Annotated in this window: 19 protein-coding genes; 4 read left to right on the forward strand and 15 right to left on the reverse strand. The window is 44.2% G+C overall.

Features of this window, described 5'->3' with window-relative positions:
• The 6 genes from leuS to H70737_RS23080 form a co-directional block, all read right to left on the reverse strand.
• Positions 1–2,451, reverse strand: coding sequence for a leucine--tRNA ligase (gene leuS / locus H70737_RS23055; protein WP_042191046.1), 2,451 nt, complete (start codon positions 2,449–2,451; stop codon positions 1–3).
• Between the two features lie 517 nt (positions 2,452–2,968).
• Positions 2,969–4,036 (reverse strand): AI-2E family transporter, encoded by a 1,068-nt coding sequence (locus H70737_RS23060; RefSeq protein WP_042191048.1) that lies wholly within the window; start codon positions 4,034–4,036, stop codon positions 2,969–2,971.
• A 233-nt stretch (positions 4,037–4,269) separates the two neighbouring features.
• Entirely contained in the window at positions 4,270–4,479 is a 210-nt protein-coding gene (locus H70737_RS23065) for a hypothetical protein (RefSeq protein ID WP_036677557.1), read from the reverse strand.
• 14 nt (positions 4,480–4,493) lie between these two features.
• A complete protein-coding gene (locus tag H70737_RS23070; RefSeq protein WP_042191050.1) occupies positions 4,494–5,015 on the reverse strand; it encodes a PRC-barrel domain-containing protein in 522 nt (173 codons plus the stop codon).
• Positions 5,016–5,114: 99 nt separating this feature from the next.
• Positions 5,115–6,260, reverse strand: a complete 1,146-nt coding sequence (locus H70737_RS23075) for a cysteine desulfurase family protein (RefSeq protein WP_042191052.1) — start codon at positions 6,258–6,260, stop codon at positions 5,115–5,117.
• 237 nt (positions 6,261–6,497) lie between these two features.
• Entirely contained in the window at positions 6,498–6,947 is a 450-nt protein-coding gene (locus H70737_RS23080) for a 2-thiouracil desulfurase family protein (protein ID WP_042194386.1), read from the reverse strand.
• A 125-nt stretch (positions 6,948–7,072) separates the two neighbouring features.
• Between H70737_RS23080 and H70737_RS23085 the strand changes: the two genes are divergently transcribed.
• On the forward strand, positions 7,073–7,747 hold the full coding sequence (locus H70737_RS23085) for an SOS response-associated peptidase (protein WP_042191054.1): 675 nt from the start codon (positions 7,073–7,075) through the stop codon (positions 7,745–7,747).
• Positions 7,748–7,821: 74 nt separating this feature from the next.
• Here H70737_RS23085 and H70737_RS23090 read toward each other — a convergent pair whose 3' ends face one another.
• The 3 genes from H70737_RS23090 to H70737_RS23100 all read right to left on the reverse strand — a co-directional run bounded on the left by H70737_RS23090 (position 7,822) and on the right by H70737_RS23100 (position 10,685).
• Positions 7,822–8,919, reverse strand: a complete 1,098-nt coding sequence (locus H70737_RS23090) for a glycosyltransferase family 4 protein (protein ID WP_042191056.1) — start codon at positions 8,917–8,919, stop codon at positions 7,822–7,824.
• A 25-nt stretch (positions 8,920–8,944) separates the two neighbouring features.
• The gene (locus H70737_RS23095; RefSeq protein ID WP_042191058.1) at positions 8,945–10,153 is read right to left on the reverse strand and encodes a glycosyltransferase family 2 protein; all 1,209 of its coding nucleotides are present in this window, start codon (positions 10,151–10,153) and stop codon (positions 8,945–8,947) included.
• A gap of 157 nt (positions 10,154–10,310) precedes the next feature.
• Entirely contained in the window at positions 10,311–10,685 is a 375-nt protein-coding gene (locus H70737_RS23100) for a hypothetical protein (protein ID WP_042191060.1), read from the reverse strand.
• Positions 10,686–10,884: 199 nt separating this feature from the next.
• Here H70737_RS23100 and H70737_RS23105 point away from each other — a divergent pair, with 199 nt between their 5' ends.
• Together H70737_RS23105 and H70737_RS23110 are read left to right on the forward strand one after the other, a co-directional pair.
• Positions 10,885–11,250, forward strand: a complete 366-nt coding sequence (locus H70737_RS23105) for a hypothetical protein (protein ID WP_042191062.1) — start codon at positions 10,885–10,887, stop codon at positions 11,248–11,250.
• A gap of 33 nt (positions 11,251–11,283) precedes the next feature.
• On the forward strand, positions 11,284–12,501 hold the full coding sequence (locus H70737_RS23110) for a sialidase family protein (RefSeq protein WP_042191064.1): 1,218 nt from the start codon (positions 11,284–11,286) through the stop codon (positions 12,499–12,501).
• 222 nt (positions 12,502–12,723) lie between these two features.
• Here H70737_RS23110 and cymR read toward each other — a convergent pair whose 3' ends face one another.
• A complete protein-coding gene (gene cymR, locus H70737_RS23115; protein ID WP_042191066.1) occupies positions 12,724–13,143 on the reverse strand; it encodes a cysteine metabolism transcriptional regulator CymR in 420 nt (139 codons plus the stop codon).
• Between the two features lie 292 nt (positions 13,144–13,435).
• Between cymR and mnmA the strand changes: the two genes are divergently transcribed.
• Complete coding sequence (mnmA, locus tag H70737_RS23120) at positions 13,436–14,557, forward strand: tRNA 2-thiouridine(34) synthase MnmA (RefSeq protein ID WP_042194388.1); 1,122 nt, start codon at positions 13,436–13,438, stop codon at positions 14,555–14,557.
• A 228-nt stretch (positions 14,558–14,785) separates the two neighbouring features.
• Here the strand turns inward: mnmA and H70737_RS23125 are convergent, their stop codons facing one another.
• Genes H70737_RS23125 through H70737_RS23145 form a run of 5 tightly spaced genes read right to left on the reverse strand, consistent with a single transcriptional unit; the run spans position 14,786 to position 20,491 of the window.
• Positions 14,786–16,633 carry an oligopeptide ABC transporter substrate-binding protein gene (locus tag H70737_RS23125; protein ID WP_042191068.1) on the reverse strand — a complete coding sequence of 616 codons (1,848 nt, stop codon included), beginning with the start codon at positions 16,631–16,633 and terminating at the stop codon, positions 14,786–14,788.
• 19 nt (positions 16,634–16,652) lie between these two features.
• Complete coding sequence (locus tag H70737_RS23130; RefSeq protein WP_042191070.1) at positions 16,653–17,558, reverse strand: ABC transporter permease; 906 nt, start codon at positions 17,556–17,558, stop codon at positions 16,653–16,655.
• A 27-nt stretch (positions 17,559–17,585) separates the two neighbouring features.
• Complete coding sequence (opp4B, locus tag H70737_RS23135) at positions 17,586–18,548, reverse strand: oligopeptide ABC transporter permease (RefSeq protein WP_042191072.1); 963 nt, start codon at positions 18,546–18,548, stop codon at positions 17,586–17,588.
• A gap of 4 nt (positions 18,549–18,552) precedes the next feature.
• Entirely contained in the window at positions 18,553–19,488 is a 936-nt protein-coding gene (locus H70737_RS23140; RefSeq protein ID WP_042191074.1) for an ABC transporter ATP-binding protein, read from the reverse strand.
• Positions 19,475–20,491, reverse strand: a complete 1,017-nt coding sequence (locus H70737_RS23145; RefSeq protein ID WP_042191077.1) for an ABC transporter ATP-binding protein — start codon at positions 20,489–20,491, stop codon at positions 19,475–19,477. Before H70737_RS23145 ends, H70737_RS23140 begins: the two co-directional genes overlap by 14 nt.
• Positions 20,492–20,568 lie beyond the last annotated feature (77 nt).

Genomic DNA, 20,568 nt, shown 5'->3' on the forward strand with positions numbered 1-20,568 from the left:
TTAACCCACTACAATATTTACAAGCTTGCCAGGAACCGCAATAATCTTGCGTACGGTTTTACCTTCTACAGCTGCACTCACATTAGGAAGTGACAGCGCATGAGCTTGCATTTCTTCCTGACCCATATCCAGCGGAATCAGGGCGCGTTGTACGATTTTACCATTAACTTGAATAACGATTTCAACCTCAGCATCGACTGTCCATGCTTCATCATAAGCTGGCCAAGCCACGTAGCTGATGCTTCCTTCATGACCAAGCAGTTGCCACAGCTCTTCAGCAATATGCGGCGCCAGTGGTGACAACATTTGCACAAAGTGTTCGGCAGCTTCATGGGACAAGGTTTCTTGCTTGTAGGCATCGTTAATGAAAATCATCAACTGGCTAATCGCCGTATTGAAACGCAGATGTTCGAAATCCTCAGTGACTTTCTTAATCGTTTTGTGCCAAGTACGTTTGAACTCTTCCGTACCGCCATCTGCTGTGATTTTGGCATTGAGCTTACCTTCCTCATTCACGAACAGGCGCCATACACGGGACAAGAACCGGTGAACCCCTTCAACACCCTTTTCATTCCAAGGCTTGGTTGCTTCCAGAGGGCCCATAAACATTTCATAGACACGCAATGTATCTGCACCGAAAGCTTCAACAATTTCATCTGGGTTGATGACATTTCCGCGTGATTTACTCATTTTTTCATTATTATTTCCAAGAATCATGCCTTGGTTAACCAGCTTATGGAACGGTTCTTTCGTTTCCACTACGCCGATATCATAAAGCACCTTGTGCCAGAAACGTGCATAGAGCAAGTGAAGTACAGCATGCTCCGCTCCGCCAATGTACAGATCCACAGGAAGCCATGCTTTTTGCTTCTCAGGGGAGCACAGCTCTTGATCGTTTTTCGGATCAATATAACGCAGGTAGTACCAGCAGCTGCCCGCCCATTGCGGCATGGTGTTGGTCTCACGGCGAGCCTTCATACCAGTCTCAGGATCGATCGTTTCCACCCACTCTGTTACATTGGCAAGTGGAGACTCCCCAGTACCCGATGGTTTGATCGCATCTACATCAGGCAGTACCAGTGGCAGCTGATCAACCGGAACAGTCTTCATTGTACCGTCTTCCAGATGCAGAATTGGAATCGGCTCTCCCCAGTAGCGTTGACGGCTGAACAGCCAATCACGCAGACGATAGGTTACTTTACCTTTACCTACGCCATTCTCTTCCAGCCAAGCAATCATCTTCGCAATCGCTTCTTCATTCTTAAGCCCATTCAAGAAATCAGAATTGACATGCGGTCCGTCTCCGGAATACGCCTCTTCTTCAACGTTGCCACCTTGTACGACTTCAACGATATTCAGGCCGAATTGTTTAGCAAATTCCCAGTCGCGAGTATCGTGACCTGGAACCGCCATGATCGCACCCGTTCCATATCCGGCAAGCACATAATCTGCAATCCAGATCGGTGCCTTGGCGCCATTCACAGGATTGATTGCATATGCACCCGTGAACACACCGCTCTTCTCTTTAGCCAAATCTGTACGTTCCAGATCGCTCTTATGAGAAGCTTTCACACGATATTCTGCAATCGCTGCACGTTGTGCTTCTGTTGTAATGGCATCAACCAGTTCATGCTCTGGTGCTAATACGCAGTAGCTAGCTCCGAACAATGTATCTGGACGTGTTGTAAACACGGTCAGGCTAGCATCGTGACCTTCAATTTCAAAGTTCACTTCTGCACCTGTAGATTTGCCGATCCAGTTGCGCTGCATATCCTTGATGCTCTCAGACCAATCCAGCTCTTCCAGATCTTCAAGCAGACGCTCAGCATATTCAGTAATTCTCAGAATCCACTGACGCATCGGTTTGCGGACAACCGGATGTCCTCCGCGCTCACTTTTACCATCAATAACTTCTTCGTTGGCAAGTACTGTACCCAGTGCCTCGCACCAGTTAACAGGTACTTCTGCTACATAAGCCAAGCCTTTGTTGTACAGCTGGATGAAAATCCACTGCGTCCATTTGTAATAATCTGGATCTGTAGTGCTGATCTCGCGATCCCAGTCGTAGGAGAAACCCAGCGATTTGATCTGACGACGGAAATTATCGATGTTCTTATCTGTAAAATCACGTGGATGCTGACCTGTATCCATTGCATACTGCTCTGCAGGAAGTCCAAAAGCATCCCAGCCCATTGGGTGCAGCACGTTAAAACCACGCATCCGTTTGTAACGGGATACGATATCCGTTGCTGTGTAGCCTTCTGGATGACCTACGTGTAGTCCTGCACCTGAAGGGTACGGGAACATATCCAGTGCATAGAAATTCGGTTTGGTTGGATCTTCACCTGTCTTAAAACTTTTGTTCTCATCCCAGAACTTTTGCCACTTGGGCTCAATAGCCTGCGCCCGGTAACCGCCGGCAGGTATACTGTTTGTTTGATTGTCGCTCATTGTCTGCTCCTCCTTGGAGTGTTACTACTTAGATTTCTTAACCAAGCATAAACTGCCATCGGCATCCTTATAAGGACGGTAAGCGTTTATGCGAGAAATATAAGACATGAAGTATTTCGTGAAACCTATACCCTCTTATATTTACAAAAAAACCTCCCATCCCTAGCGTATTATCGCTAGGGACGAGAGGTTATAATTCCCGTGGTACCACCCTAGTTAGCGGCTGAATATACTTTATTCTGCCACTCACTTTGCACCCTTTAGCGGGGGTGAGGCGACGGCGGTTCACCTAGGGCATCCATTATGTCTAGTGGATATCCTGAAACTTGCGCCGTTACTCCGAGGTGAGTTCACTCCGTTCCGTTAACCGGCTCGCACCTTAGTGCCGGCTCTCTGCAATAACGGTATAGAATTAATACTCCTCATCATCGATCAACTATATATACCGACTGTTCATCAGTAATATTCCCCAACATTATATACAAAACTGTTGACTATAGTCAATGTTTTACCCTATTTACACGGGCTTTCGTTTGATTAAATACGTCATAAAGTGTTGAATAACGACTTTTGCAGCCGCGAAGAACGGTACAGCAAGGATAAGTCCGATCATTCCCGCCAATTCTCCGCCAACCAGAAGCGCAAAAATAATGAGCAGCGGATGCAAATGCAGTTTCTTTCCCACCACCTGTGGTGAAATAATGTTACTTTCCACGATTTGGCACACTGTGTTAACCACTGCAACCAACAGCACTAAACGAAAAGAAACAGTCGAAGCCATTACAATGGCTGGTGCAGCCCCCAAAAAGGGACCCATATACGGAACAATATTGAACACTGCCACAACACTCGCAAACAGTAAAGCATACGGCATTCCGATGATGGCATAACCGATATAAGCAAGCACACCTATAATAATGCAGACCAGAAACTGTCCACGAATGTAGTTGCCGAGTGCATCATCGATATCTTTTAACAAAGTTACAATAGACTTACGGCGTGCGCGGGGCAGACAAGACACCACCGTCCGCTCAAACACATCAAAATCCTTCAGAATATAGAACACTAGAAACGGTACGATGAAAGCATTGAATAGCACATTAATCGTTGTCCCAATATTATCGAGAAAATTAGAAATCCCTTCGGCGAGACGACTTTCCAATTGGAAAAACCAGTTGTTCATCCCCATCTCGACCCCGGGCGGGATTAGTCTAGAATTCATATGTCGCATCAGCCCCTGGGCTTGCAGCGTCATCTCTGGCAAATGTTCATTCAACTCTTCAAGCTGCTCGATAAACATCGGGATAAGGTTAATTGCGATCACTGCAATCGCCGTTAGGAATACTGCATATATAAGTAGAACAGCTACACTACGCGGCATCTTCCGTCCAGCCAGCATACTAACGACGGGATTCAGCACGTAGGAAATAATCATAGCTGCCAGAAATGGAGCGAGGATTGCCTTCAAAAATACAAATATCCCCTGCAGCATCGGACGAAGCAACCAAACAAAATACAAAATGATCAGGGAGAGCAGCACTCCGATCATCCAGCGGAACCACTTACTTTGGGACCATTGCTCCATGAGTGTACCCTCCTGCGACTGTAGCCTGGACTAGCTTCGTAAATAAGTATATGTATGGCCGCAGCAAAATAACCATCAAGCACACAAAATAACCCCACAAAGTGAGGCCTGTGCTTCGATGCTTTGCGGGGAACCCAAAAAAAGCGCCAATAACCCTGCAGCTGATTTCAACTGAAAGGAGATTGACGCTTTAAGTACATAGATCATTCTTGCTTACAAAGCAAGATTCATAGTTAAGACGACGCATGAATTTGCGGGAAATCCTGAGTCATATCATCCCCGGAGAAGAGATCGTCCAGCGAGCTGAGTGTGCCATCTTCTTCAACTTGATACACCGACATTTTCTCGCCGTTTACCGTCAATTCAATGAAACAGCCCCAGCAATAGAACTGGTGGGAACCAATCTTTCCGATATCTTTGGAGTTACAGTTTGGACACTTCATATAATACATTCCACCTATCCGTTAACAATATTAATGGCTTTTTGTAGCCGTTCTTCGCTCATTGCAGGAACCATTAGAGCATTCTCACCAATGGACATCTCATCAGAACAAGGCAGCCATTTGCGGCCTTCGATCAAATCAGTCACAAGCCCGTCACTGATTTCCAGCGCTCCTATTGTGTTTCCCAACTTTTGGTCAAAATAAACATCCGATATTCGTCCAAGTATAGTTCCAGTTGTAGTCAGTACTTTCAAATCCTTAAGTTTGTTCTTTCCTAGTAGAAAAGTACAAGGTATATGATCAGCATCTGTCTTATCAATCGACTCTTTACTACGAATCATGACAGCATCCTCGCCGTAGGCCACAATATCTTTCCATGCCACAAATTTCACATGGCCACCAAAAAAAGATTTGCTTTCCAGTTCAATACCCGTAATATTCCAGTTTGAATCGAGTAGAATATCGACAATCTTGCCGATTTCATTCCCCTCTTCAACTTCAAATACAGCCAAGCCGATCAGATCTTGTAGTCTCATGGCTGCCTCGGTCCCCTCACTTTGAGTGTACTTACGAGTTCTCAGAAAGCCAAAAGCCCGAATCGCCTCGATACAGATCGAAACCTAGAGTAACTAGTCTCATTTACGTAGGCGATTCAAAATGGTTTCAACTTTTCGAGCAACGTACTCGATTTCTTCAGTAGTATTACCCAAACCGATACTAAATCGAATCGCAGACTCTAAAATATTTTGGGGAAGTCCCATTGCTTTCAGAACATGAGATATTTCCAGGGATCCTGAGGTGCAAGCCGAACCACTTGCTGCCGCAATCCCCTCCATATCCAGGTTCATCAGCATAACATCTGTCCCAGCCCCTGGGAAGCTCAAATTCAGAATACTAGGCAAAAACTCCTCGGTATTACCGTTAAGCGAGTAACGCTCCCGTCCAATCAGAGTATCCAGCTCCTCGAGTAATCTACTGCGTAGGAGCTTCATATTCTGTTGACGTTCTGACAGCCCCTTAACCGCTATTTCAACGGCTTTGGCAAACCCAGCTGCTCCGGCTAGATTCTCTGTTCCGGCACGTCTGCCGCGCTCCTGAAGGCCGCCATGAAGTCTTGGATGCAGTGGCGCTCCGCTTCGAACGTATAAACCACCGATCCCTTGAGGCCCATTGATCTTATGAGCAGTAAAGCTCATGTAATCTACTGGAAGCTCTCGGAGTGTAATAGGGAGTGCACCTAGAGCTTGTACAGCATCTACATGGAACAGAATTCCCCGTTCTCTAGCAAGCTGACCAATCTCCTGGATAGGCTGAACGGTGCCGACTTCATTATTGGCATACATTACGCTGATCAACACCGTGTCTTCCTGCAATGCAGCCTCTACGTCTGTAACAGATACCCTACCCGTCGAATCCACAGGGAGATAGGTAACTTTGAAGCCTTCCTTCTCTAGCTCTTCGCAGGTATGTAACACTGCATGATGCTCGATCTGGGTGGTGATAATATGTTTTCCTTTATGGGAAACTGCAGCTGCTGCTCCATAGAGTGCTAAATTGTCACTCTCGGTGCCGCCTCCAGTGAACACCCACTCGTCAGGTGAACAGCCCAAAAAGGCGGCGATATTATCGCGCGCCCCGTTCAATATTCTTTTAGCTGAACGCCCGAACTGATGTACACTCGATGCATTTCCGTATTGTTCTGTCATTATATTCAGCATGACCTTAGCCACCTCGGGATGAACCGGGGTTGATGCGGCGTGGTCCAAATAGATGGATTTCATATTCATTTCTCCGCTTCTAGAGTATAGGAAACTAGTTCTTCTAAAAATATAAGAAGGTATAAATTATACATTATACATTATACATTATCCTTATATTTCTCGCTTAAACGCTAACCGTCCTAAAAAGGACGCCGAAGGCGTTTATACTTGGAACTATTAAATTATACCGCGCGAGAAGTGAGTTTTCCACAAGCGAAAGAACACAATATTGTAATCATTTCCCTATGAAAGCTAGGATTATAGTAGCCAGTTCTCTTCAGAGGTTACCTCAATGCCATTTTTTCTAAGTAAAGCTGTAGTAACGCCGTTTCCGGCTATTTTCTTCCCTTTGAATTCCCCATTATAAATCATACTGCTGCCGCAAGAAGGACTGTTTTCTTTAAGCACTACCATCGTAGCTGATACCTCTTGGGCTTTTGCAAGCGTAATATAAGCACCCTCTAAATACATATCTGTAACATCTGTACCTGATCGATCCACTACTTTAGCCGTCCCTGCCAGCACATCCTCGCCATTCCCACCAATGATTTCGGCTGGTTCTCTAGGCGTTGAGAATCCTCCCAGCAATTCTGGACACACAGCAATCGCTTGATTCTCATTCAAAAGCATCTGAATTTTCTCATCCAAACAATCCGTACCATTATATCTCACCTTCATGCCAGCTAGACAAGAGCTTACCAAAATCACCAATGAGCACCTCTTTCTTCATTCATTCCGCTTCGTTTATAATAAGAAATATTCCGAGCATAACATGATGAAATTAAGCTGTAAACGGAGTGAACTTCTAATCTACTGACTGGGGAGTGTAAATAATGTGCGGACGCTATACAATAACCGTCACTATGGAAGAGCTGATGGTCAGATATTTTGCGAATGATTCAACCATTATCCACTATGCCCCTAAATATAACGCCGCGCCCATGCAGCAAATTCCAGCAGTCATTAATACAGGTTCCAGCAATAAGCTCGGGGAACTGCGTTGGGGCCTGGTTCCTACATGGGCAAAGGATGACAAAATCGGCAATAAAATGATCAATGCCCGGGCAGAATCGCTGCTGGAGAAACCTTCTTTCAAGCGCTTAGTAAGCTCACGTCGCTGCATCATCCCATCTGACGGCTTCTACGAATGGAAGGTGCAGGGCAGCAGCAAACAACCCATGCGGATCATGATGCGCGATGGAGGTATTTTCTCTATGGCCGGATTATATGATATTTGGATGGACCCTGAGGGTAATAAACTAAGTACCTGCACGATTATAACGACTACTCCGAACGAGCTTATGGCTGAAATCCATAATCGCATGCCGGTTATTTTGAAGCCTGAGGATGAGACAGAATGGCTGGATCGGGGCAATCAGGACACCACTTCTCTAATAAAGCTCCTGAAACCGTATGATCAACAACTAATGCGAGCCTATCCAGTTTCCACGGCTGTCGGAAATGTTCGGAATGATGCAAAGGAATTAATTGAAGAGGCACAGAAATAGAAGGATAATTTATAACGTAAGCATATAAATTCTTATATTAAAAAACATCTTAACCCTGCGGCATAACCGCAGAGTTAAGACCATCGACGCTCGATCTTAGACCGGCGTCTCATCAATTGATGAGACATCTGGAGAAATCTATCCGCATACAGCCCGGAGGAAAGATTGTTTCGGATATGCCATTCGCCATTCATCCTAATTCTGTCCCGCAGTGCTGGATCATGCATTAAAGATAAAGCAGCATTCACAGCTTCATCCAGCTGCCCTCTTGTGTATATTTTTCCAGTATGATTATTAATGACAAGTCTCCGAATGCCATCCGAATCCGTAGTAAGAACAGGACAACGACACAACATCGCCTCGGCTACTGCGTACCCAAACCCCTCGAGAATAGAGGTTGAACATAACAGTCCACCCGAGTCACCAATAATGCTCATATAATCTGCCATTTGCCCGTGAGGAACATTGGAATGCGAAATCAAACGTGAGGAAATCCCTGTCTCGGCTACAAATTGTTCGAAGCTCTCTTTTTGCTCCGGCTCAAACAAAGTATCGTCCTGAAAAATCCATAAATAAAGCTCGGGATGGATCGCCAGCAGCCGTTGTCCGATTTGTAGAAATTCTCTCCAGTTCTTATTCGTTTGAATTCGTCCCACCCAGCCGAGGATGGGAAAGCTTTTTGCGGGATAATTGGTATATCCAAACTGATCGCAATCGATCGGATTGTCAAAGCAATATTGACTAACAGATGGAAATCCACCTTTAAAAAGCGTCTGCAAATGAGTGGTTTCTGGATAGAGCAGTGCATCGGTTAGCTTGTGAATCCGCTCATTAAAATTACTAATAACTTGCTCCGCTTCATCTAAGGTCCCCAATCCCTGCACCTCAAAAACAAGCGGCCCCTTGTAACCAAACCCTCTAAACCTCTCCGCTAAGTAAATATCCGTACACACTACAATCAAGTCAAAAGCTTCCCGAGTGAGCAGTCCCCTGATCTCGTCATCATTATTGGTAATATAGGTTTGAATATTAGGGATATTTTGCTGCCCTTTTCCAGGGTGTGTGTACAGCAAATGACACTCTACACCGCGATCATGTAATGCTTGGCAGCGCACTCGGTTCAGGGTCTGCATGCCGCCGCTCGGGTTGAAGAAGGTGAACAAAATCTTCATTACGATCACTCATTCACATATTATTTTAGGAAAAATAGATCTTCAACAAATCATACAAGTCTGTGCTTCGAAACAGCTCATTATAGTAGTGATTTTTAGTCGATGGGACATGTCTATGCCGGAATCCAATCAAGCTATGATCATCTGTATAATAATTGGAGATCGTGTCTCCACCGGTAGTAATCAAAGCCTCCAGCATGTATTCAATATCGAGTGCTCCAATGAAAATCTTGGGACCTAAAACTATCGTGTAGGGAGTGGACAAGTGCTCTAGCGCTCCACAAATCGCGTGCGACTCCACTACTCCTGGCATGTAAACAAACTCTGTTGCAGGATGAGGGATTGAACCTATTAGAACAGATGGTTGACCCGTAAGTGATAAATCCAGCACCCGACACTCATAATTGCTATACGTCTGTTCATACAAATTCTCTATCCTCGCTATTTCCTCCGCACCAGCATTTACTACAGGATATAAAACGGTAATCATAGGACGAATCCCTCTACGGAATCGCGCCTGATGGCGGGTCAAGTGGTACGTATATCTCCATCTCCGATGATTTTCAGTGGAATGTAACTGTGCAGATACACTAAAGGTAGAGTCCACACGATAATTCACCAGCTCCACGGGGATAAAGCGAATATCACAATGTTCAGCAAGTCTCAGCCAGTAATCATAATCCTCCACCGGCTCCATTCCGTACCCCCCAACAAGCTTCGCAACCTGCGATTTGTACATGAAAGAAACACCAATAAGCGAGTAATCCAGCAATCTCTCTTTGGGCTGTGACTGGTAATTTCGCTGAGTAGCTAGCTGATGCTCGTTATGAAGTAGGTTTCCCTCGTTATCTATACTTTGAAAAGAACTGTACACGATTCCTAGCTCCTGCGGCCCCTTCACTAGTGCACCTCGAAGGATTTCGAGAAAACGGGGTTCATAAACATTATCGCTGGAGACCCAGCTCAAATACTGAATACTGGGTTCGCTAAATAAAAGATCAAAGCCCGTATTCAGCGCATGTGCAATACCCCTGTTCTGTACATAAGAGATAATAGTTACCCTTGGATCCTCGGCAATTATTGATCTCACAAGCGGTTCCATATCTGGCGCACCATCAATTACAATGATCAGTCGAAATTCGGTGAAGGTTTGGCGCAGAACAGACTCCAGAGCTTGCCGGAGGAATTCCGGCTTTTGGGTATACAAAGGCATAACTACTCCTACATCCGCCATGATTTTTACCTCTCTCTACATTGGAGTATAAAATTAGTATATTTAAATTCCACCTTTGTGCCTGTGTGAATGCCTCTAAGAGGATTTATTGCGCCTAAAAAAGAAGCAACCACCCAAATCTCATCGGTGGTTGCTTCTTGATTTCCCAAAAATACTGTTATACAGGTAAAGAAAGTGCGGTAATCTCCGTTAATTCAGATTGAAGCACTCTCTGTTCTGTAACAAGATTTCCGAACTCATCCAATCCGTACATGGAGCACACCACATTAGCCAATGGATAAGGACTACTTACCTGAACCTCGTAAGCGACATTCCCTGCAATGAAGAACTCTCTGACATCAGAACTCATTGCTGGAACATAATAACCTGTGACATACAGTGGTGTTAGTGCAAGCGTTGAATATGGAACGCCGAAAACTTCGACGATCATCATTGCACTCGCGTTACTTGTGTTGCGAACGCTGACCACTACATTACTTGCTGCAGTACCAGTAGCTCTCGTATTAGTAATAAGACCTGTTGTAAAAGCCATTTCCATCACTCCTCCCCTCATTTTCTATCAATTTATTCAGGATTAATTTGTAAGTTGCGAGGCAAGAGGAAGGGGAGATTCATGGAATAATAGCATACCTCTCATATTTCCAATTTCCGCGATTTTTCTGATTCCCTTGTCCAAACACAATGAATCTCAATTCATATATATATAGCAAACTAATAAAGAGGTGAAGCTCATGGCAACAACAACAGGCATCATTACGAACACAGGGACTACCCCAGCATCCAACGTGGTCATTAATATCGATAATGACAACCTTAGTTTTTCATCTAACGTAGTCTATCACGTTTACGTATGGAATACCTTGGTTAGTAAAGGTTTAGTCTACTCCAACTCATTAAATGTTAATGCGAACACCAGCCAGTTTCTCAGTTTTAATATCGCAGGCAATTCAGCTTATGAAGTCCAATTTCTCGTAACTGGAAACGCACCGGCAGACACGATTATCACGGTGTTCGGAACGGATTCGTCAGGAAACGTCATCCCCCATCAAAGAGTGCTGCAATCCGAACTTACTTTCATAGCTCAGCTGAACCCGTAAGTACCGAAAACTCTATGACGAAAGGAGCTTTGCATGGTTAATATTCAACTTTCGCCGAGCACAAGCACTCAATTCGAGCCCACCATCGCGGTAAATTGGCTTAATCCTTCGGTTATGGTCGCCGTAGCTGTAGATCTTCGAACAGGCCCTCCCAATATAGGTTTGTACAAATCTATTGACGCAGGTGCCACTTGGACAACAACGTTATTACCGTTACCGACAGGATTTGCAGGCATCGAAGCACCACATATTGATTATATTTTTCCGACCACGTTCGTCGTATTGGCTCACGCCTTCGATTCAGACGGTCTCAGCGGGTCGATCGTTTCCTATACCTCTGTCGACAACGCCTCTTCATTCGGACCGCCAGTCATCGTGAATCAAGGGTTTGGACAGTTTGTAAATGATGACCAGGTGGTCGTTGTCACCGACAAGGCTGGATCAAGTCCCTTTTTTGGAAATGTATATACTGGTTATACGCATGATTACAACACACAATTCATACCAGGAAATACGATCTTCTTCAATCGTTCCCTAGATAGCGGTAATACTTATTTCAGTCCTGCCCTGCTGTCTTCGGTCGAAGAATTTGAAGAATTCCCCGGTATAGCAATTACATTAAACGGGATTGTTGTCGTGGGATGGATCAATCAGCCTCCCGGTAATACTGATCTTAAAATTCGCACATCCCCAGACGGCGGGGTCACTTTCACCCCTGAAACCATGGTCGCCAGCGTTGTAGTCCCACCAGATCCATTGCCGGGATATACATTTAGATGTCTGACATACCCTTCCCTCGCAGCGGATATTTCTAATGCACCGACGACGCAAGGTAATGTCTATGCTGTATGGCAAGATTTTCGAGAAGGTTATTCCGATATTTTTCTTGCTACTTCCACCAATTTCGGTGTGGATTGGGGTACACCAATCTCCATTACGGGCAGTCCAGCGGGCTCCCAAAACTTTTTCCCAGCCATCACCGTGTCCCCTGCGGATGGCGCAATATTCGTTACCTATTACACTAATCGAGTCAATCCCCTCAACCTTGATGTTTATCTAGCTACATCTAGAGATGGGGGGATGACGTTTACAAACACCCGTATAACGACAACTTCCTTTGACGTCACCGGCATTCCCCTAATTGGGGACTACATCGGCAATGCCATTGTCCCCCAAACAGGCCGTCTAGTGAGCGTATGGACGGACACGCGGACCGGTACTGAGAACATCTGGTTTGGTGATAATCAATAAGCTATTAATAAACTTCTGATGATTAATTAAAAGGATGCCGAACGAATATAGGGCATCCTTTTTTTGCGTAACGAGAGTAACCTGGACCTTTCTCCCGGTAATCGAGATGACAAGCTTCATTGACTACTCTGAATGTGATTTTCCCATTAAAAAAGCCCCCAAAAAGGGGGCTTAAACATCGATAATGCTATAACTTTAAGTTTTTTATTCCAAATACATTAACTATATATAGAACATATAGTTGTCAGCCAAGCTCTCTTCTTTATAATTAATCAAGTCATGAAGAGTCGTGGAATCTAGTACGTCGGCGATGCTATCGCGAATACGCAGCCATAAATCGCGTTTTGCTGCATCATCTTCTTCAGTAAAATCTACTGGAGAAATTGGGCCCTCTAGCACACGAATGATGTCACCCGCTGTGATAGCACTAGCCTCACGTGATAAAATGTATCCACCGTATGCACCACGAATACTTTTTACCAGTCCTGCGTTACGCAGAGGAGCAATTAGCTGCTCCAGATAGTGTTCAGAAAGTCCATTTTTCTCAGCGATACTCTTAAGTGAGGTCGGTCCTTCACCAAATTTCAGTGCAAGCTCCATCATAATTGTTAGTCCGTAACGTCCTTTGGTTGATATTTTCAAAGGGGCACCTCTTTCGGTTTAGTGTCTAGTTATTGTATACTATTGATTCGGTAAGTCATGCGTTTGTCATATCAAGGTATTCCGATGATTACTCTTAGTTTATGTTATCATATTCGAAGTCACAAATGAAATGGCAAACGAAACATTTTGCAAGAATGTTCACCCCTGGTGGACATTTTTCTATTCTCAGCCTCTTATTTTAGGCTTTACAGTAGACAGGTATGTTATAATACATTTTGAGCCGGGTGTTCCATGAATGACCGGTATTTTGGGTACAGAAATGGTGATTACGATGACAAAAGCAAAACAAGACACCCGTGTCGTCGTCGGCATGTCCGGAGGGGTCGATTCCTCCGTCACGGCGCTTCTGCTCAAGCAGCAGGGCTATGACGTCATCGGCATCTTTATGAAAAATTGGGACGATACCGACGAATTCGGAGTATGTACAGCCGAAAGCGATGCAGAGGATGTTCGCCGCGTATGCGAGCAGATTGATATTCCTTACTATACCGTTAATTTCGAGAAGGAATACTTCGACAAAGTATTTTCGTATTTCCTCGATGAATATAAGGCCGGCCGGACGCCGAATCCAGACGTCATGTGCAACCGAGAGATCAAGTTCGGAGAGTTCCTGAACAAAGCCCTTCAGCTTGGCGCCGATTATGTAGCGACTGGACATTATGCGCGTGTTATTGAAGAAGATGGAATGTACAAGCTGCTCCGCGGTGTAGACAACAATAAAGACCAGACCTATTTCTTGAATGCGCTGGGACAGTATCAACTGTCTAAAGCAATGTTCCCGATTGGTCATCTTCCGAAACCGGAAGTCCGGAGAATTGCCGAAGAAGCCGGACTCTATACTGCCAAGAAAAAAGATAGCACAGGCGTTTGCTTCATCGGTGAGCGTAACTTCCGCGAATTTCTCAGCCAGTATCTTCCAGCACAATCGGGTGATATGGTAGATATAACAACTGGAGAAATCAAAGGCCGCCACGATGGACTTATGTACTATACATTGGGTCAACGCCAAGGCCTTGGCATTGGTGGCTCCGGTAACGGTGAACCTTGGTTTGTAGCCGAAAAAGACCTTAGCCGCAACATTCTTTATGTAGTTCAAGGAGACAAGCACCACAGCCTGTACTCCACTAGTCTGATTGCCTCCGGTGTAAACTGGATTAAAGGGCAAGAGCTAGGTCTTGAGCCTCTAAAATGCACCGCCAAATTCCGCTATCGCCAGCCTGATCAGGGCGTGACCCTTACAGCACGGGAAGACGGAACGATAAACGTAGACTTTGATGTTCCACAAAAAGCGATAACACCTGGCCAAGCCGTTGTCTTCTATCTCGGTGAGCAATGTCTCGGTGGCGGAACGATAGAATATGCCGAGAAGGTTGTTCCTTCAGCGCAAGCTTAAGTGTATTCTATAACTTACAACATTAACTCTAATATACGAAAACACAAGAAATAGCTGTAGTATGTACTGTTATATTACATTCTTAGCTCTAACATTTAGGTTTTAGTTGCATGAAATACAACTAACCGACTTTGAAGCGAATAATAACCAAATGAACGCTTCAAATAGAAATAAACAAACAGCAGTTCAGGAAGCTCTCCCTGAACTGCTGTTCTGTGTTGTTTCTATTTACTGAGCTACTGCAGCTTTATCTGCAGATACTGCGATGTCGTTATAGTAGAGCCCTGTGCCATCACCAATCGCATAATTCAGGACACGGTTGTTAACTGGGACTACTACTGCACGATAAAGTGTTGGGAATACTGGAATTTCGTTTACCATGAGCTGTTGCCACTCTTTATAGATCTCTTTACGTTTGTCTACATCAAATGCAGCCTCGGAAACCCCTTCGGCGAGCAAACGATCATTCTCTGCACTTGCATAACGAGGGAAGTTATAGATTGCATCTTTACCGTATAGACCTGTTGGGTCGACGTCAATCCCTACACCCCAAGCGCCTTGATACACATCAACGGTAGGATCATCCTCACCATTTTGACCAATACGATCATAGAAGGTATTAAACTCTACCATTTCCAAAGTTACATTCAAGCCAATTGCTTTCCAAGATTGTACATAATATTGAGCCAGCGGTTCAGCAATGTCTCCACCAGTCATCGAAATGAAATTAATCTTCAGCTCGCTGCCATCTGGATTCGTTCTAAATTCACCATTAAGCTTATAACCTGCATCATCCAAAATTTTCTTGGCGGCTTCTTGATCGTAAGCTACACCCGGATTAGTAGCATCATGGAATTCCGGATGGGAAGGTGGAATTAAAGTTGTCGCATTCCAGCGAAGACCATTATAGAATTTCTTACCCACTGTATCATTGTCTACAGCAGCCCACATGGCTTTACGCAGGTTCACATCCGCCATTTTAGCTTTAGGATCGGTAGCAACGACTTTTTTCTCTGCATCCCATTTCCCCAGCTTAAATCCAATATACGTATAAGCACGGTCTATCGCACCCAGGAATTCAACGTTTGACATCTTTGCATTATCCGGGAATTGATCAACAGGGAAGGAATCCACTAAATCAACTCCACCAGATTTCAATTCTTGTACAATCGTTGTAGGGTTGATAACCTTCAGAATTACCTTATCCAGTTTAGGAGCTCCACGCCAGTAATCGTCATTCTTAACGAATACTACAGATTCACCAGGAACAATACTTTCCACTTTGAAAGCTCCAAAGCCAATCGGCTTTTGACGTAATTCAGGAGAAGAGGAAATTTTCGCAACATCCATGCCACCAAAGATATGTTTGGCTAACGGATAAATCCAAACCCCACCTGTTAACAGAGAAGGTGTAGATTTCAGATAAGTAATTTGCAGTTTCTTATCACCCAGCACCTTAATTCCAGAAATGGTCTTGGCCTTACCGGAGTGGTAATCATCCATACCTTCAATATTTGTAAAGTCAGAACCATAACGTGGTCCATCATATTTCGGATTACCAATAACCTCATGCGCGAACAACCAATCTTCTGCTGTTACTGGCTTGCCGTCCTGCCAGTTCACATTGTCGCGAATCGTAAAGGTAAAGGTACGTCCATCCTCCGAGACTTCATACGTTGCTGCACCATCATTTGTATATACATAATCTTTATCCCATGTTAACAAACCTTCATCAAACCAATTCAACACTTGTGCATCCGGATCTCCGGAATAGAAGTTCCAGTTCAAAGTACCTTCAAATGGACTGTCGGAAACGAGACCAAAAGTAATCGAGCCTCCATCAATAGCTTCACCTTGATTTGTCTTAATGTTACTGAAATCTTTAATGTTATAAAGTCCGTCTTCTGCTTCAGGTGCTGCCGTCGCTTCTGCGGTTTCCGCAGGAGCACTGGCACTTGGTGCTGCTGTTGACTCAGCCGCTCCGTTGTTGTTCTTGGAGCCACAGGCTGCAAGGGCGAACAACATTACAAACATTAATGAAACTAGTAGTGCCTTTGAACGGATGGGTTTTCTCATTTAATCATTTCCTCCCTTATTATCCTTTTCTTTGTCTTGCGTCGGTCGCACGTTTGAGCGCTTGACCCACATTATTTATACTCAACATCAACACCAAGATCAGCAGTGATGCGGGTAACCAGATCCACCATCTGAACTCAAGTGTCTGCGGATTTCTCGCATAGCTCACTAGAGTGCCCAGACTGGGTGTACTTTCCGGAAAACCAAAACCTAGAAAGGATAGGCCTGATTCCAATCCAATATTAGCTGCCAAATTCAAAGTCATCGTGACGATAATGATTGAGCTTAAGTTTGGCAGCACTTGTGAGAACATAATTTTAAGATTGGAGGAACCTAATGTCTTTGATGCCTGAACGTAATCGAGTTCCTTCTCTTGTAGCGTTTTGGAACGTATTAACCTGGCAATCCCCATCCATAGAAAGGCAGTCATGATAAAGGAGAAGGTTAACGTATTGTATTTAGGAACTGCACTTACAAAAGCTATAACAATCATTAGAAAGGGTAGAATCATGAAGAAATCTACAACACGCATCGAAATATTATCTATCGTTCCCCCAAAGTATCCAGAGAACAAACCTACTAGAATCCCAATGATTCCCGTAAAAAAAGTAACCATAAAAGCAATCGACATGGAATTTCGTGTGCCTATAATTAATTGACCGAATACATCCCGCCCTCCATAATCGGTCCCAAGCCAATGTACAGCCGAAGGCTTCTCATACAGTGCGAACAAGTCAACCGTAACAATCTCTTTTTGATCTAAAAATAAGGAAATCCCATAAACGGCGGCAATAATCGTAAATAGGAAAATCAGTGAGACCAAAGCCAGTTTATCCCGCACGATCTCACGCCAAACAATCCTGAAGCCTGATGGACTTTTATCTGTTTCCTGCAGCAGAGCTAACTCTGCGCTTGTCTTTGCCATTTTATTCACCTCAAAGTGTTCATCTTCTTATTTAATCCGGATACGCGGATCTACGATACTTAAGATAATATCTGATAACAACGCACCGACGATGGCAGCAATCCCATATAGAAGAACGAGAGCCGTTACTACGCTGAAATCCCGAATTGTTATCGAACTGAGGAACAACATACCCATACCCGGATAACTAAAGATGCTTTCAACGAACACCGTTCCGCCGATCAGTCCAGTAATCTCATATCCGAAAAATGCAGCAATTGGCAGTAAGGAATTTCTCAATATATGTCGATTGTAGACGCGCGACTCTGAAGCACCTTTTGCTCTTGCGGTGAGGATGAAATCCTTTTGTTTCGTATCAATAATCTCATTCCGCAGGTATTGTACTGTCCCCACCGTTGCAATCAGCGCCATTGATAACGCGGGCAGTAGCAGATGATAGAATTTACTCCAGAAGTGGCTTAGCGTACCCGGAACTTCTCCAGGACTAACACTGCCGCTAGTAGGAAACCAATGAAGATGAAATCCGAAGAGCCATACCATTAAGAGAGCGAAAATAAACAATGGTGCGGCAAAGCCAATATAGGTGTATCCAGTAATGAGGCGATCCAGCCATGAATCGTTATAACGACCACTAGTAATACCAAGTGGAATAGCAATAAGGTATGTAAGGATCAGCGTGACAATCGCCAGCCAAAGTGTATTCATGAGGCGTTGACCGATAAGCTCTGATACAGGCATTTTGAAACGGAAGGATTGACCAAAATCACCTTGAATCGCTTTAGTGATCCAATCCCAGTACTGGATGTACCACGGATCATTTAAGCCTAGTTTTTCTCTCATCGCATCGATGGCCGCAGGATCAATATTTGGATCAAGCATCCCTGATAACGCATCTCCCGGCATCGCCTTCGCCATTAGAAAAACAAGAATACTTAATAGAAATATTTGAGGAATCATAATAAGAATTCTACGAACAATAATCTTCCACATATTCTCAACCTTTCTCAGGCAAGGCTACCAGATGAGTCTCGGAAATGGATTTCAATGGATAAGGCATGCCTAGTTCATCAAAATAATTCCGGTGCGCTTGTTCATATTCCAGACTTACTGATTTTCTAAACTCCGTCTGCTTCTCTCTTTGCTTAGGATCAATATCAGGAATGGCAGCAATTAGACGTTTGGTATAAATATGACGAGGATTGTCAAAAATATCTTTAGCAGTCCCTTGCTCCACATGACGTCCTTTATACATAATCCCAATGTGATCACACATATGCCTAATGATTCCGAGATCATGACTGATGAACAGAAACGTAAGATTCAGTTCTTTTTGAATATCCTGCATAAAATTGAGCACCTGTGCCTGTACGGAAACATCCAGCGCAGAGACAGGTTCATCCGCAATAATCAACTTCGGTTTGAGCGCAATAGCTCTTGCAATACCGATCCGCTGCCGTTGACCGCCTGAGAATTCATGCGGATATTTAAGAATATTTTCAGGGCTTAATCCAACCTGCAAAAGCAATTCCTGCACACGTCTTTTTTCTTCGCCCGGAGACATCTTTTCGAAATTACGTAAGGGTTCAGCAATAATATCCAGCACACGTTTCTTAGGATTCAAGGAAGAGTACGGATCCTGAAAGATCATCTGAATGTCCTTGCGGATATTTTTTTGCTTACGTACACCCTTTGAAGCCAAATCCTGTCCTTCAAAAATCACACTACCGCTAGTAATAGAATTGAGTCCAATGATTCCACGACCAGTAGTCGTCTTACCTGATCCGGATTCACCAACCAAACCGTAAGTTTTGCCTGCTTCAATAGTAAAACTAACATTATCAACTGCCTTGACTACGCCAATTTCTCTTCGAAAAACGCCGCCGTGGATTGGAAAATGAACTGCTAAATTTCTAACCTCAAGAAGTCCCATTGTAGATTGCCTCCTCGTTAGTATCCGGGAAATGAAAGTTATTATGGCAGGTGCAGCGAACAAAATGCCCTGGGGCTACTTCATGCAGCTGCGGATTTTCCTCATGCTCCCATTCCGGAATCCAAGGTGTTCGGGCCGCGAAACGGCATCCTTTACGCGGAAGATTCTGTAATGGTGGGACAATTCCCTGAATCACATGAAGTCTAGACTTCTCTTCTTTAACGGTTGGAATGGAGTTCAACAAGGATCTTGTATACGGATGCTTTGGATTAGACGTTAACGTATAAATATCTGCGATTTCTACGATTTGCCCGGCGTACATTACCGCAACCCGGTCAGCCATTTCACTGACAACCCCTAGATCATGGGTAATTAAAATAATGCCTGCTTGCATATCGTTTTTTAATTTTTTTATAAGTTCAAGAATTTGCAATTGGATGGTTACATCTAGTGCCGTAGTCGGCTCATCGGCGATCAAAAGCTTGGGGCCGTTGGCAATCGCAATAGCAATCACAACCCTCTGCCTCATTCCACCAGATAATTCGTGAGGATACTGCTGATATGTATGTTCGGGACGGGAGATTCCAACCTTGGTCAAAAGATCAATGACCTTCTCTTTTCTTTGCTTCTTCGAAAGCTTGGAATCATGTAGGATGAGTACTTCTTCAATCTGTGAACCGATAATCATGAGTGGATTTAATGCGGATAAAGGATCTTGAAAAATCATAGACATTTCTTGACCGCGCAGCTTGTTGAGTGCAGCAGGAGACATAGTAACGATATCCTGACCTTTGTATTTGATTTGTCCGTCTATTTTGGCCCTTGTGTGCAATCCCATAATTGAAAAGGCGAGCGCACTTTTTCCTGAGCCGGATTCTCCAACAATGGCAAGAATCTCATTTTTGCGAACGGACAGGGTAACATCGTCTACTGCAGCATAATAGTCATCTACGATTCTGAACGATGTGGACAAATTCTTAATTTCTAGTAATTCTTCGCTCAAATTAATCCCCCTAACGGCAAAAGTTTCAAAATTTACCCAATGAAATATTATGTAAATTTTGATATAACAGCATTCTT

It is taken from the genome of Paenibacillus sp. FSL H7-0737, from assembly GCF_000758545.1.
Taxonomy (GTDB): Bacteria; Bacillota; Bacilli; order Paenibacillales; family Paenibacillaceae; genus Paenibacillus_AQ.